Origin of the sequence: Desulfovirgula thermocuniculi DSM 16036, from assembly GCF_000429345.1 — a bacterium.
Taxonomy (GTDB): domain Bacteria; phylum Bacillota; class Desulfotomaculia; order Desulfotomaculales; family Desulfovirgulaceae; genus Desulfovirgula; species Desulfovirgula thermocuniculi.
The window spans coordinates 1-14,514 of the sequence record NZ_AUBR01000065.1; the positions used below are offsets into that span (position 1 = coordinate 1).

General features: G+C 62.0%; 14 protein-coding genes and 1 pseudogene. All 15 read left to right on the plus strand.

Annotated features, from left to right (window positions below; genetic code table 11):
• Window positions 1-95 (plus strand): EF-Tu C-terminal domain-related protein (locus G454_RS21015; protein WP_211230094.1); only part of this gene is annotated, 95 nt, incomplete at its 5' end.
• 157 nt (window positions 96-252) lie between these two features.
• Window positions 253-402, plus strand: a complete 150-nt coding sequence (rpmG, locus tag G454_RS0112800; protein WP_027718931.1) for a 50S ribosomal protein L33 — start codon at window positions 253-255, stop codon at window positions 400-402.
• Window positions 403-428: 26 nt separating this feature from the next.
• On the plus strand, window positions 429-716 hold the full coding sequence (secE, locus tag G454_RS0112805; RefSeq protein WP_084413501.1) for a preprotein translocase subunit SecE: 288 nt from the start codon (window positions 429-431) through the stop codon (window positions 714-716).
• Window positions 717-770: 54 nt separating this feature from the next.
• A complete protein-coding gene (nusG, locus tag G454_RS0112810; RefSeq protein WP_027718933.1) occupies window positions 771-1,307 on the plus strand; it encodes a transcription termination/antitermination protein NusG in 537 nt (178 codons plus the stop codon).
• 33 nt (window positions 1,308-1,340) lie between these two features.
• Window positions 1,341-1,769: a 50S ribosomal protein L11 gene (gene rplK / locus G454_RS0112815; protein ID WP_027718934.1), complete on the plus strand. Its 429-nt coding sequence runs from the start codon at window positions 1,341-1,343 to the stop codon at window positions 1,767-1,769.
• Window positions 1,770-1,821: 52 nt separating this feature from the next.
• A complete protein-coding gene (gene rplA, locus G454_RS0112820) occupies window positions 1,822-2,517 on the plus strand; it encodes a 50S ribosomal protein L1 (protein ID WP_027718935.1) in 696 nt (231 codons plus the stop codon).
• 204 nt (window positions 2,518-2,721) lie between these two features.
• Window positions 2,722-3,252 carry a 50S ribosomal protein L10 gene (gene rplJ, locus G454_RS0112825; RefSeq protein WP_027718936.1) on the plus strand — a complete coding sequence of 177 codons (531 nt, stop codon included), beginning with the start codon at window positions 2,722-2,724 and terminating at the stop codon, window positions 3,250-3,252.
• Window positions 3,253-3,328: 76 nt separating this feature from the next.
• Window positions 3,329-3,718 (plus strand): 50S ribosomal protein L7/L12, encoded by a 390-nt coding sequence (rplL, locus tag G454_RS0112830; RefSeq protein WP_027718937.1) that lies wholly within the window; start codon window positions 3,329-3,331, stop codon window positions 3,716-3,718.
• 331 nt (window positions 3,719-4,049) lie between these two features.
• Window positions 4,050-7,248: pseudogene (rpoB, locus tag G454_RS0112835) on the plus strand (DNA-directed RNA polymerase subunit beta); the annotation flags it as partial.
• A gap of 215 nt (window positions 7,249-7,463) precedes the next feature.
• Window positions 7,464-10,910, plus strand: a complete 3,447-nt coding sequence (gene rpoC, locus G454_RS0112840) for a DNA-directed RNA polymerase subunit beta' (RefSeq protein WP_027718939.1) — start codon at window positions 7,464-7,466, stop codon at window positions 10,908-10,910.
• A 131-nt stretch (window positions 10,911-11,041) separates the two neighbouring features.
• Window positions 11,042-11,293 carry a ribosomal L7Ae/L30e/S12e/Gadd45 family protein gene (locus tag G454_RS0112845; RefSeq protein ID WP_027718940.1) on the plus strand — a complete coding sequence of 84 codons (252 nt, stop codon included), beginning with the start codon at window positions 11,042-11,044 and terminating at the stop codon, window positions 11,291-11,293.
• 46 nt (window positions 11,294-11,339) lie between these two features.
• Window positions 11,340-11,714 carry a 30S ribosomal protein S12 gene (gene rpsL / locus G454_RS0112850; protein WP_027718941.1) on the plus strand — a complete coding sequence of 125 codons (375 nt, stop codon included), beginning with the start codon at window positions 11,340-11,342 and terminating at the stop codon, window positions 11,712-11,714.
• A 75-nt stretch (window positions 11,715-11,789) separates the two neighbouring features.
• Window positions 11,790-12,260, plus strand: a complete 471-nt coding sequence (gene rpsG, locus G454_RS0112855) for a 30S ribosomal protein S7 (RefSeq protein WP_027718942.1) — start codon at window positions 11,790-11,792, stop codon at window positions 12,258-12,260.
• 12 nt (window positions 12,261-12,272) lie between these two features.
• Window positions 12,273-14,348, plus strand: a complete 2,076-nt coding sequence (gene fusA, locus G454_RS0112860) for an elongation factor G (protein WP_027718943.1) — start codon at window positions 12,273-12,275, stop codon at window positions 14,346-14,348.
• A 73-nt stretch (window positions 14,349-14,421) separates the two neighbouring features.
• Window positions 14,422-14,514, plus strand: a 93-nt coding sequence (locus tag G454_RS19120; RefSeq protein WP_017173303.1) for a GTP-binding protein, incomplete at its 3' end; no start/stop codon positions are given.

The window sequence follows — 14,514 nt, forward strand, 5'->3', positions numbered from 1 at the left end:
TCACGCCCATAGCCATAGAGGAGGGGTTGCGGTTTGCCATCCGGGAGGGTGGCCGGACGGTGGGTGCCGGGGTGGTCACCTCCATCATCGAGTAACTGGGCAGCATGAAGGGGGTACGGTTACCCCCTTCACTGCTCTTCGTTGCCCGTGGCCGGCTATTGACAGGGGCCGGGAAGTTGTGGTACAGTTGATAAGGTCAATTCCGGACCGTAGGGTGATTTCTTTTTTTAGTTTTGCGGGAGGTAGTTGGCCATGCGGGTAATTATAACTCTGGCCTGTACGGAGTGCAAGCGCCGCAACTACACCACCACTAAAAACAAGAGGAACGACCCCCACCGGCTCGAGCTAAAGAAATACTGCAAGTGGTGCAATGCCCATACGGTGCACAAGGAAACCCGCTAGGCGGGTCTTTTAAGGATGTGGCATGCATGGCTTTTAAAAACCTGCTCAAACGGAATGGTCCGGGGACCGGCCTGGAAAAAAAACAGGGAAAAAAGGAAATAGTTAAGAGAGAAAGGGAAAGGACAAACCGCCTGGAGCAGGTGAGGAAATACTTTCGCAGCGTGTACGGCGAGCTCAAAAAGGTACACTGGCCCACCCGGCGGGAAGTCACGGTCTACACAGGGGTAGTGCTGGTTTCGGTGAGCATTGTCGGCATCCTCATCTGGATTTTTGATTCGCTCTTGAGCCGACTCATGCAGCTGGTCATTAAATAAGCACCGAGGGGGTGGGGGGCCTCATGGTGGCTAGCAGTGAGGTCCCTTGTGTTTATGGGTGAAAAGGGAGAAAGGCGCTGGTATGTAATTCACACCTATTCCGGCTATGAAAACAAGGTCAAGGCCAACCTGGAAAAGCGCATCGAGTCCATGAACATGGAAGAGAAGATCTTCCGCATCGTGGTGCCGGAAGTGGAAGAAGTAGAGATAAAAGACGGCCGGAAGAAAATTGTTAAAAAGCGCATTTATCCCGGTTACGTGCTGGTGGAGATGATCCTTACCGACGACTCGTGGTACGTGGTGCGCAACACCCCCGGCGTCACCGGATTTGTAGGTTCGGGAGCCAAGCCCATACCCTTAACGGATGAGGAAGTCAGGCAGATCATCGGGCATACGGATGCCGATGCACCGCGGCCAAGGGTGGACCTGTCCGTCAAGGACCGGGTGCGGGTAATTACCGGCCCCTTTGAGAACTTCGAGGGCATCGTGGAGGAAATCGACCCGCAGCGCGGCAAGCTCCGGGTGATGATTTCCATGTTCGGGCGGGAAACCCCGGTAGAGCTGGATTTTTCGCAGGTTGAAAAAATATGAGCAAGGCGCATACGGAGGAGGTGTTGCTGACAGATGGCTAAAAGGGTGACGGCAGTGGTCAAGCTGCAGGTGCCGGCCGGCAAGGCTACCCCTGCGCCGCCGGTGGGTCCGGCCCTCGGCCAGCACGGCGTGAACATTATGGCCTTTGTCAAGGAGTTCAACGAGCGCACGGCCAGCCAGGCGGGCCTGATCATCCCGGTGGAGGTTACCATTTACGAGGACCGCAGCTTTACCTTTGTGTGCAAGACCCCGCCGGCCTCGGTGCTTTTAAAGAAGGCCTGCGGCATTGAAACCGGCTCCGGCGAGCCCAACCGCAAAAAGGTGGGCAAGGTCCCACGCTCCAAGGTGCGGGAAATTGCCGAGCTGAAAATGCGCGACCTCAATGCCAACTCCATAGAGGCGGCCATGCGCATGATTGAGGGCACAGCCAGGAGCATGGGCATTGAAATAGTGGAAGGCTAAAATTTTGCCGGTGGGAGGAGATTATCCGCCAGTACCACGGGAGGTGAGCTTTGTGCCCAAGCACGGCAAGAGGTATCTGGAAGCGGCCAAAAAGGTCGACCGCACGAAACTTTACGACCCGGCAGAGGCCCTGGCTCTGGTGAAGGAGCTGGCCACGGCCAAGTTTGACGAAACGGTGGAGGTGGCCGTGAAGCTGGGGGTGGATCCCCGCCACGCGGACCAGATGGTGCGGGGTGCGGTGGTCCTGCCCCACGGCACCGGCAGGACGCCCACCGTGCTGGTCTTTGCCAGGGGTGAAAAGGCCAAGGAGGCCGAGGAGGCCGGGGCAGACTTTGTGGGTGCGGAAGAGCTGGTGGCCAAGATCCAGGATGGGTGGCTGGAGTTTGATGTGGCCATTGCCACGCCCGACATGATGGGCATGGTAGGGCGGCTGGGCCGCATTCTGGGCCCGCGGGGCCTGATGCCCAACCCCAAAACGGGAACGGTGACCTTTGACGTCGCGCGGGCCGTTCAGGAGGCCAAGGCCGGCAAGGTGGAGTACCGGGTGGATAAGGCCGGTATTATCCACGCGCCCATCGGCAAGGCTTCCTTCGAGGTGGAAAAGCTCCTGGAAAACCTGCGCACGCTGATGGAGCACATCGTGCGCGCCAGGCCTGCCACCTTGAGGGGTCAGTACATCAAGGGCGTGAGCGTATGCTCCACCATGGGCCCGGGCATAAAGGTCAATTACCTGAAGCTGATTGCCTGAAAAAATAAATTAAATATCGCCCTTGCCCGCTGTAGACAGTTGGTGTCTTTTAAGGACTTAATGGCACTTGCCGCCAACCGAGGCCGGGGAGCAGTGGCCGTTGACCTGCCGCCAAAAAATTTTTGCGGGGGCAGGCCCTGTGCCTTTGCGCGCTACAGGTGCCTGCCCCGTTTCTTTTAAACCGATGGGAAGGAGGTGCAGCTGGTGCCGACGAGGGAAGAGAAAAAAGCCATCCTGGAGGAGCTGAAAGCAAAGCTCAGCACGTGCAAGGCCGCGGTCCTCACCGACTACCGGGGCTTAAACGTGGCCTCCATCACCAAGGTCCGCCGCCGCCTGCGGGAGGCGGGGGGTGAGTTTAAGGTGGTCAAGAACACCCTCACCCGCATCGCGGCGCGGGAAATAGGCCTGGAGGGCCTGGACCCTTACCTGGCGGGCCCCACGGCCATTGCCTTTGGCTTTGCGGATCCCGTGGCGCCGGCCAAGGCCATAGCGGAGCTGGCCAGGGAATTTAAGCAGCTGGAGGTAAAGGGGGGCATCCTGGAGGGGCGGGTGATTGACGCCAGGGAGGTACGCCGCCTGGCCGAACTGCCCTCGCGGGAGGTCCTCCTGGGCAGGGTCCTGGGCGGTATGCAGGCGCCCCTGTACGGCTTTGCGGGCGCGCTGCAGGGCCTCCTGCGCAGCCTCGTCTACGTCCTGGAGGCCATCCGCAAGCAAAAGGCCGGGGAGGCGGCATAGGCGCCGCCCGCGGGGACGGAACGTTTGTGCTTATAAAAAATTATCTTAACCTTAACCTATAAGGAGGTTTTAAGGCATGTCCAAGGTTAACGAAATCCTGGAAATGGTTAAAAGCCTGACCGTGCTGGAGCTGGCCGAGCTGGTCAAGAAGTTTGAGGAGGAGTTTGGGGTCAGCGCTGCCGCACCGGTGGCCGTGGCGGCGGCCCCCGCGGCAGCCGCCGCACCTGCCGCCGCCCCGGCGGAGGAAGAAGTGCAGACCGAGTTTGACGTCATCCTCACCGCCGTGGGCGACAAGAAGATTAACGTCATCAAGGTGGTGCGGGAAATCACCGGCCTCGGCCTCAAAGAAGCCAAGGACCTCGTGGACAACGTGCCCAAGCCCATCAAGGAAAAGGTCAGCAAGGAAGAGGCGGAAAGCATCAAGAAAAAACTGGAAGAGCAGGGCGCCACGGTGGAGATCAAGTAGCGCGCCCTCTGGCGCTGGTGCTCAAGCGGCGGGCCGCGTGAATTCGGCCAACCATAAGGATTCTCCCCCTTTGCTGTTTTCTCCCTTAACAGCTAATTTTCGGGGGAGAATCCTTTTTCCTTGCCCTTTTCGCTTAATATCTCCTTCTAAAAGCTGGGGATCATTCAGGCAGCCCTCCCCTTGACAACCCAGTAAAAGTTTGATAGCATTAACAATTGTCTATTATATTGTACGGGTCTTTTCTGGTTGTTTTAATTTTGGGGGTGCGAGGTTATTGATGAATACCGTCGTGGCGGGAACGAGGCAGAGGCTCAGCTTCAGCAAGCTCCCGGAGATCCTCGAGATACCCAACCTGATTGAGGTGCAGCGCAGGTCCTACGAGTGGTTCTTGCGCGAAGGCTTGCGCGAGGTTTTTCAGGACATCTCCCCCATCCAGGACTTCACCGGAAACCTGATCCTGGAATTCTTGGACTACCACCTGGGCGAGCCAAAATACACCGTGCAGCAGTGCAAGGAGCGTGACGTTACCTACGCGGCTCCCCTGCGGGTCAGGGTACGCCTCATTAACAAGGAAACGGGTGAAGTTAAGGAACAGGAAGTCTTCATGGGCGACTTCCCCCTGATGACCGAGAAGGGGACCTTTATCATTAACGGCGCCGAGCGGGTCATCGTCAGCCAGCTGGTGCGTTCCCCTGGCGTTTATTTTGACGAGCAGCCCGACCCCAGCGGCAAGAAGATTTACCTGGCCACCATCATCCCCAACCGCGGCGCCTGGCTGGAGTTTGAGACGGACGTCAACGACCACATCTGGGTGCGCGTGGACCGCACGCGCAAGATCCCCGTAACCGTGCTGATCCGGGCCCTGGGCTACAGCACCAACGCCATAATCCTCGACCTTTTTGACGGGCACCGGTTCATCCAGGAAACCCTCACCAGGGACAACACCGATTCCGAAGAGGACGCCCTGGTGGAGATTTACAAGCGCCTGCGCCCCGGCGAGCCCCCCACGGTGGAGAGCGCGCGCACCCTGCTGCATTCCCTCTTTTTCGATCCCCGCCGCTACGACCTGGCCAACGTGGGCCGGTATAAGATATGGAAGAAACTAAAGCACGGCGTCCTTTACCGCTATAAGGATAACGGGCAGGGGCCCAAGGAATGGGATCGCTACCTGCAGACGGAGGTTCCCAAGGAGAGGGAGTTCATTAGGGAGCTGACGCCGCAGGACATTATTGCCACCGTCAAGTACCTCATTGGCCTCATGGAGGGCAAGGGGCAAATTGACGACATCGACCACCTGGGCAACCGCCGCCTGCGCTCCGTGGGCGAGCTCTTGCAGAACCAGTTCCGCATCGGCCTTTCCCGCATGGAGCGGGTGGTGCGGGAGCGCATGACCATCCAGGATGTGGACGTCATCACGCCCCAGGTGCTCATCAACATCCGCCCCGTGGTGGCGGCCATAAAGGAGTTTTTCGGCTCCAGCCAGCTCTCCCAGTTTATGGACCAGACCAACCCCCTGGCCGAGCTGACGCACAAGCGGCGCCTCTCCGCCCTGGGCCCCGGGGGCCTGAGCCGGGAGAGGGCGGGCTTCGAGGTCCGCGACGTGCACCACTCCCACTACGGGCGGGTCTGCCCCATTGAGACGCCGGAAGGCCCGAACATCGGCCTCATCGGTTCCCTGACCTGCTACGCGCGGGTCAACAACTTCGGCTTCATCGAGACGCCCTACCGCAAGGTGGATAAGAAGAACCGGCGGGTAACCGACGAGATTGTTTACCTCACCGCCGACGAGGAAGAGGAAGTGATCATTGCCCAGGCCAACGTGCGCCTGGACGAAAACGGCTACTTCCTGGATGAACGGGTAAACGCCCGCCGCGGCAAGGAAATCCTCATGGTGCCCGTGGACCAGGTAGACTACATGGACGTTTCCCCCAAGCAGGTTTTCAGCGTGGCCACCTCCCTCATTCCCTTCCTGGAGCACAACGATGCCAACCGGGCGCTGATGGGTGCCAACATGCAGCGCCAGGCCGTGCCCCTCATTAAGGCCCAGGCGCCCCTGGTGGGCACGGGGCTGGAGGCCAAGGCGGCGCGGGACTCCGGGGCGGTGGTCATTGCCAAAAACGCTGGGGTGGTGGAGCGGGTAACGGCCAACGAGATTGTCGTGCGCACGGACGGCGGCGAGAAGGACGTCTACCGCTTGATTAAGTTTGCCCGCTCCAACCAGGGCACTTGCATCAACCAGCGCCCCATTGTGAACAAGGGGGACCGGGTGGAAGCCGGCCAGGTCATTGCCGACGGTCCCTCCACCGACCAGGGCGAGCTGGCCCTGGGGCGCAACGTGCTGGTGGCCTTCATGCCCTGGGAGGGCTATAACTACGAGGACGCCATCCTCATCAGCGAGAAGCTGGTGAAGGAGGACTACTTCACCTCCATCCACATCGAGGAATACGAGTGCGACGCCCGGGACACCAAGCTGGGCCCGGAGGAGATCACCAGGGACATACCCAACGTGGGCGAGGAGATCCTAAAGGACCTCGACGAGCGGGGCATCATCCGCATCGGCGCCGAGGTGCGGCCCGGGGACATCCTGGTGGGCAAGGTGACCCCGAAAGGGGAGACGGAGCTCACCGCCGAGGAGCGGCTGCTGCGGGCCATCTTCGGCGAGAAGGCCCGCGAGGTGCGGGACACGTCCCTGCGGGTGCCGCACGGGGAGTCCGGCAAGGTGGTGGACGTCAAGGTCTTCTCCCGGGAAAACGGCGACGAGCTGCCGCCGGGCGTGAACAAGCTGGTGCGGGTTTACGTGGCCCAGAAGCGCAAGATTTCCGAAGGGGACAAGATGGCCGGGCGCCACGGCAACAAGGGCGTCATCGCCCGCATCCTCCCGGAGGAGGATATGCCCTTCCTCCCGGACGGCACGCCGGTGGAAATCGTGCTCAACCCCCTGGGCGTGCCCTCGCGCATGAACCTGGGCCAGGTCCTGGAAACCCACCTGGGCTGGGCGGCCCACGTCCTTGGTTATCACGTCTCCACGCCCATCTTTAACGGGGCCACCGAAAAGGACGTGGTGGAGTACCTGGAGAAGGCCGGCCTGCCCAGGGACGGCAAGATAATCCTTTACGACGGGCGCACGGGGGAGCCCTTCGACCACCCCGTGACGGTGGGCTACCTGTACATGCTCAAGCTGGTGCACCTGGTGGACGACAAGATCCACGCCCGCTCCACCGGCCCCTACTCGCTGGTGACCCAGCAGCCGCTGGGCGGCAAGGCCCAGTTCGGCGGCCAGCGCTTCGGGGAAATGGAGGTCTGGGCGCTGGAGGCCTACGGGGCCGCCTACACCCTCCAGGAAATCCTCACCGTGAAGTCCGACGACGTGGTGGGCCGGGTGAAGACCTACGAGGCCATCGTGAAGGGCGAGAACGTGCCCGAGCCCGGCGTCCCCGAGTCCTTCAAGGTGCTGATCAAGGAGCTGCAGTCCCTGTGCCTGGACGTGCGCGTGCTCTCGGAGGACAACCAGGAAATCGACATTAAGGAAATGGACGAGGAGGCCCGCGAAACGCCGCGGGATCTGGGCCTGGACATACCCATTGCCGAGGAGCCGCCTGAGCAAGAGGCGGAGGAGGTCGAAGAGCCTCCCGAGGAGGAAGAAGGCGGGGCAATGGAGGAATACCCCGAGGACCTGGGGTTTGATGAAGACCTGGAGTTGGACGACCATGAGCATGAGGAAGCGGAGTAAAGGGGGGGCGATCTCGTGCTGGACTTGAGCAATTTTGACCGCATCCGCATTGGCCTGGCCTCTCCGGACATGATCCGGCAGTGGTCCAGCGGGGAGGTCAAGAAGCCGGAGACCATCAACTACCGCACCTTAAAGCCGGAGCGGGACGGGCTCTTCTGCGAGCGCATTTTCGGCCCCACCCGGGACTGGGAGTGCCACTGCGGCAAGTACAAGCGGGTGCGCTACAAGGGCGTGGTGTGCGACCGCTGCGGCGTGGAGGTTACCCGCTCCAAGGTGCGGCGGGAGCGCCTGGGGCACATCGAACTGGCCGCCCCCGTGTCCCACATATGGTACTTTAAGGGCATCCCCAGCCGCATGGGCCTTCTCCTGGATATGTCGCCGCGGGCCCTGGAGAAGGTGCTTTACTTCGTCTCCTACGTGGTCATCGATCCCGGCAACACCCCCCTGATGAAAAAGCAGTTGCTCACGGAAACGGAGTACCGGGAGTACCGGGAAAGGTACGGCAATTCGTTTAAGGCCGGCATGGGCGCCGAGGCCATTAAGGAGCTCCTGGCGGAGATCGACCTGGAGGAGCTGAGCAAGGAGCTCCGCAAGGAAATCCGCGAGTCCACGGGGCAGCGCCGCATCCGGGCCATCCGCCGCCTGGAGGTGGTGGAGGCTTTCCGCAAGTCCGGCAACCGCCCAGAGTGGATGATCTTAGAGGTCATCCCCGTCATTCCCCCCGAGCTGCGGCCCATGGTGCAGCTGGATGGCGGGCGCTTTGCCACCTCCGACCTAAACGACCTCTACCGGCGGGTGATCAACCGCAACAACCGCTTAAAGCGCCTCCTGGAGCTGGGTGCGCCCGACATCATCGTGCGCAACGAGAAGCGCATGCTCCAGGAAGCGGTGGACGCGCTCATTGACAACGGGCGGCGCGGGCGCCCCGTGACCGGCCCGGGCAACCGCCCGCTTAAGTCGCTGAGCGACATGCTTAAAGGGAAGCAGGGCCGCTTCCGCCAGAACCTGCTGGGCAAGCGGGTGGACTACTCCGGGCGCTCGGTAATCGTGGTAGGCCCCAAGCTGAAGCTCCACCAGTGCGGCCTGCCCAAGGAAATGGCTTTAGAACTCTTTAAGCCCTTTGTCATGAAGGAGTTGGTGAACAGGGGCTATGCCCACAACATCAAGAGCGCCAAGCGCATGGTGGAGCGCGTGCGCCCGGAGGTGTGGGACGTCTTAGAGGACGTGATCAAGGAGCACCCGGTGCTCTTAAACCGCGCGCCCACCCTGCACCGCTTGGGCATTCAGGCTTTTGAGCCCGTGCTCATCGAGGGGCGGGCCATCCAGATCCACCCTCTGGTCTGTACCGCCTACAACGCGGACTTCGACGGCGACCAGATGGCCGTTCACGTGCCCCTCTCGGCGGAGGCCCAGGCCGAGGCGCGGCTGCTCATGCTCTCCACCCACAACATCTTAAATCCCAAGGACGGGCGCCCGGTGACCATTCCCACCCAGGACATGGTCATAGGGTGCTACTACCTCACCCTGGAAAAGAAGGGCGCCCCGGGAGAGGGCAAGGCCTTCCGGGACTACGACGAGGCCATCATGGCCTACCAAAACGGCGCGGTGAGCCTGCATGCGCGCATCAAGGTGCGCAAGCCCGACGGGGAGATCATCGAGACGACGGTAGGCCGCATCATCTTCAACGAGGTGGTCCCCGACGAGCTGGGTTTCCTCAACGAGGTAATGGACAAAAAGCGCCTGGTGCAGCTGGTGGACGACTGCTTCCGCAAGCTGGGCTACTCGGCTACCGTGGCCATGCTGGACGGCATTAAGGACCTGGGCTTTCACTATGCCACCCAGGCGGGCATTACCATCGGCATTTCCGACATCGTCATACCCCAGGAAAAGGACGAGATCCTTAAAGAAGCCGACAGGCAGGTAGAGGCGGTGGAGGCCGAGTACCGGCGGGGCCTGATTACCGAGGAGGAACGCTACCGCAAGGTTATCGCCATCTGGAACGAGGCCACCGAAAAGGTGACCAGGGCTCTTCTAAATACCCTCGACCCTTACAACCACGTCTTCATGATGGCCACCTCCGGGGCGCGGGGCAACATCCAGCAGATCCGCCAGCTGGCCGGCATGCGCGGCCTCATGGCCGACCCCTCCGGGCGCATCATCGACCTGCCCATCAGGGCCAACTTCCGCGAGGGCCTGACCGTGCTGGAATACTTCATCTCCACCCACGGGGCCCGCAAGGGCCTGGCCGATACCGCCCTGCGCACCGCCGACTCCGGCTACCTCACCAGGCGCCTGGTGGACGTGGCCCAGGACGTCATCGTGCGGGAAGAGGACTGCGGCACCACGGAAGGCATCCTGGTGCGGGAGATAAAGGACGGCACGGAGGTCATCAAGACGCTGGAGGAGCGGCTGGTGGGCCGCCTGGCCCTGCACGACATCATCCATCCCCAAACCGGGGAGGTGCTGGTCGGGGCGGACGAGGAAATCGACGAGGAAAAGGCCAGGGAAATCGTCAGGGCGGGGATCAAGGAGGTCTGGATACGCTCCGTCATCACCTGCCGCACCCGCTACGGCGTCTGCTCCAAGTGCTACGGTCGCAACCTGGCCACCGGCAAGCTGGTGGATGTGGGCGAGGCGGTGGGCATCATTGCCGCCCAGTCCATCGGCGAGCCCGGTACCCAGCTGACCATGCGCACCTTCCACACCGGCGGCGTGGCCGGCGAGGACATCACCCAGGGTCTGCCGCGGGTGGAAGAGCTCTTTGAGGCCCGCCGGCCCAAGGGCCAGGCCCTCATTGCCGATGCGGCCGGCGTGGTGGAGGTGCGGGAGGCCAAGGGCGGGCGCAAGGAGATAGAGCTCGTCACCGACGAGGGGGAAAGGTATACTTACGCCGTGCCCTTTGGCGCCCGCCTGAAGGTCAGCAGCGGGGACAGGGTGGAGGCCGGCGACGAGCTGACCGAAGGGCCCATCAACCCCCACGACCTGCTGCGCATCAAGGGGTTGCACGGGGTCTACACCTATCTCCTGCAGGAGGTGCAAAAAGTCTACCGTATGCAGGGGGTGGACATTAACGACAAGCACATTGAAATCATGATCCGGCAGATGCTCCGCAAGGTGCGGGTGGAGGACCCCGGGGATACGGAATTGCTGCCCGGCGGGCTGGTCGACAAGTTTGAGCTGGAGGAGGAAAACGAGCGGGTGAGAAAGATGGGCGGTCGGGAGGCGGTGGCCCGCCCGGTGCTGCTGGGCATTACCAAGGCCTCGCTGACCACCGATTCCTTCCTCTCCGCTGCTTCCTTCCAGGAAACCACCCGCGTGCTCACCGAGGCGGCCATCAAGGGCAAGGTCGACCCCCTGCTGGGCTTAAAGGAAAACGTCATCATCGGCAAGCTCATCCCGGCGGGCACGGGCATGAGCCGCTACCGCAGCATCCAGGTTATGGAAAACGGCGACCGCCGCTAAAAGGGCCCCTTCCGCCATGGGCTACGCCCGGGGCGCTGCCGCCGTCCCGGGCGCTTTAACTTTGCTTATTGACAGCGCTTTTTGCCGGTGGTAAGATAAAAAAGTGTCTGGATAGCTCTGGGGGGTAAGCTATGCCTTTGGCGCGGTTGGCTTCCGCCAAGAAGAAGACGGTTGGCTCCAAGCAAACCATGAAGGCCATCCAGCGGGGGCAGGCAAAGGTGGTTTACGTAGCCGTAAACGCCGAGAGGCACGTCATCGATCCCATCATCCAGGCATGCCGTGAAAAGAACATTCCCCTGGTCGAAGTGGAGTCCATGGCCAAGCTGGGCAAGATCTGTAACATCGACGTGGGGTGCGCTTCGGCGGCGGTTATTGAGGATTAGGATTTTGGCGGCGGGGAGCAGCGCCGCGGAGAAGGAGGTGTAACGGGTGCCGACCATAAGCCAGCTGGTTCGCAAGGGGCGGGAGAAGGTGCGCGATAAGTCGTCAGCCCCGGCGTTGAAAGGCTGCCCCCAGAAGCGGGGGGTTTGTACCAGGGTTTACACCACCACGCCCAAAAAGCCCAACTCTGCCCTGCGCAAGGTGGCGCGCGTGCGCCTCACCAACGGCATTGAGATAACCTCCTACATCCCGGGGATCGGGCACAACCTGCAGGAGCACTCGGTGGTCCTGGTGCGCGGCGGGCGGGTAAAGGATTTGCCCGGCGTCCGCTACCACATCATCCGGGGTGCCCTGGACTGCGCGGGTGTGCAGAACCGGCACCAGGGCCGCTCCAAGTACGGTGCCAAGCGCCCGAAGAAGTAACCCGGGTACCGGCCGCGAGGCCGGTAGTTTTGGGTTGGGCAGGAAGGGACATACTTTTAGGGAAGGGGGGAAAAGATGCCCAGGAAAGGGCCCGTACCCAAGCGCGACATACCGCCTGATCCCATCTACAACAGCAAGATAGTTGCCAAGCTCATCAACCAGGTCATGCGGTGCGGCAAGAAGAGCCTGGCGGAAAAGATCTGCTACGGCGCCTTTGAGATCATCCGCCGGAAAACCGGCAGGGACCCGCTGGAGGTCCTGGATCAGGCCTTGAAAAACGTCATGCCGGTGCTGGAGGTCAAGGCCCGCCGCGTGGGCGGCGCCAACTACCAGGTGCCCGTAGAGGTCCGCCCGGAGCGCCGCTTAACGCTGGGCCTGCGCTGGCTCACCCAGTTTGCCCGCGAGCGCAGCGGCAAGAGCATGATGGAGAAGCTGGCCGCGGAAATAATGGATGCGGCCAACAACACAGGCGGCGCAGTTAAGAAAAAGGAGGATACCCACAAGATGGCAGAAGCCAACAAGGCTTTTGCCCACTATCGGTGGTAGGGAGGTGAAGTTATGGCGAGGCAGTTTCCGCTGGAACGGACGCGCAACATCGGCATAATGGCCCACATTGACGCCGGCAAGACCACCACCACCGAGCGCATTTTGTTTTATACTGGGCGCGTGCACCGCATGGGCGAGGTCCACGAGGGCACGGCGACCATGGACTTCATGGTCCAGGAGCAGGAGCGGGGGATCACCATTACCTCCGCGGCCACCAGCTGCCAGTGGCGCGACCACTGCATCAACATTATAGATACGCCAGGGCACGTGGACTTTACCGTGGAGGTGGAGCGCTCCCTGCGCGTGCTGGACGGGGCGGTGGCCATCTTTTGTTCCGTAGGCGGGGTGGAGCCGCAGTCGGAAACGGTCTGGCGGCAGGCGGATAAGTACGGGGTGCCCCGCATCGCGTACATCAACAAGATGGACCGCGTGGGGGCCGACTTCTTCCGCGGCCTGGCCATGATCCGCGAGCGGCTGGGAGCCAACCCGGTGGCCATCCAGCTGCCTATAGGCGCCGAGGAAAGCTTTGTCGGCGTGGTGGACCTCATCCGCAACAAGGCCATCATTTACCTCGACGACCTGGGCACCAACCCCAAGGAAACGGAAGTGCCGCCCGAGATGGCCGACCTGGTGGCCGAATACCGGGAGAAGCTCATTGAAGCGGTGGCCGAGGCCGACGAGGAGCTGATGATGAAGTACCTCGAGGGCGAGGAGCTGACGGTGGAGGAAATCAAGCGGGGCATCCGCAAGGCCACCCTGGCCTGCAAGATGGTGCCGGTGCTCTGCGGCTCGTCCTTTAAAAACAAGGGCGTGCAGCCCCTCCTGGACGCCATTGTGGACTTCCTCCCGGCCCCCACGGACATCCCGGCCATCCGCGGGTTTAACCCCGAGACGGGCGTGGAGGACCAGCGCCTGGCCCGCGACGACGAGCCCTTCTCGGCCCTGGCCTTCAAGATCATGGCCGACCCCTACGTGGGCAAGCTTACCTTCTTCCGCGTTTACTCCGGCAAGGTAACCTCCGGCTCTTACGTCTACAATTCCACCAAAGGCAAGCGGGAGCGCATCGGCCGCATCCTGCGCATGCACGCCAATCACCGCGAGGAGATCGATGCCGCCTACGCCGGGGACATTGTGGCCGCCGTGGGCTTAAAAGAAACCACCACGGGGGACACCCTCTGCGACGAGAAGCACCCCATCGTGCTGGAGTCCATGGACTTTCCCGAGCCGGTTATCTCCGTGGCCATTGAGCCCAAGACCAAGGCCGACCAGGAGAAGATGGGCATGGCCCTCTCCCGCCTGGCCGAGGAGGATCCCACCTTCAAGGTGCACGTAGACCCGGAGACCGGCCAGACGCTCATCTCCGGCATGGGCGAGCTGCACCTGGAGATCATCGTGGACCGCCTGGTGCGGGAGTTCAAGGTGGAGGCCAACGTGGGGCGCCCGCAGGTGGCCTACAAGGAAACCATCCGCGAAAAGGCCAAGGCCGAAGGCAAGTACATCCGCCAGACCGGCGGGCGCGGCCAGTACGGCCACGTGGTGCTGGAAATAGAGCCCCTGCCGCGCGGCGGCGGCTACGAGTTTGTGAACAAGATTGTCGGCGGCGTGATACCCAAGGAGTTTATCCCCGCGGTAAACGCCGGCGTGCGCGAGGCCATGGAAAACGGCATCCTGGCCGGCTACCCTGTAACCGACGTGCGGGTCACCCTGGTGGACGGCTCCTATCACGAGGTGGACTCCTCGGAGCTGGCCTTTAAGATTGCCGGTTCGGTGGCCTTCAAGAACGGGGCGGAAAAGGCAAAGCCGGTGCTCCTGGAGCCGGTAATGAAAGTGGAAGTCGTGGTGATGGACGAGTACCTGGGTGACGTGCTGGGGGACCTAAACGCCCGGCGCGGGCGCATTGAAGAAATGGAGCGCCGGGGCAACGTGCAGGTGGTGAGGGCCTACGTGCCCCTGGCCGAGATGTTTGGCTACGCCACGGACCTCCGCTCCCGCACCCAGGGCCGCGGCAGCTTCACCATGCAGTTCAGCCACTACGAGGAAGTGCCCCCTGCCCTGGCGGAGGCCATTATTTCCCGGCGGCGGGGATAGCGGGTGGCCCGGCCCGGCCGCTCTTTCCCGAAAGCCCTGAAAAAAGTGAGTGTAAAAGGAGGTAATTGCGCTTATGGCCAAGGCGAAATTTGAGCGGACGAAGCCGCACGTGAACGTAGGGACGATAGGGCACGTGGACCATGGGAAGACGACGCTTACGGCGGCG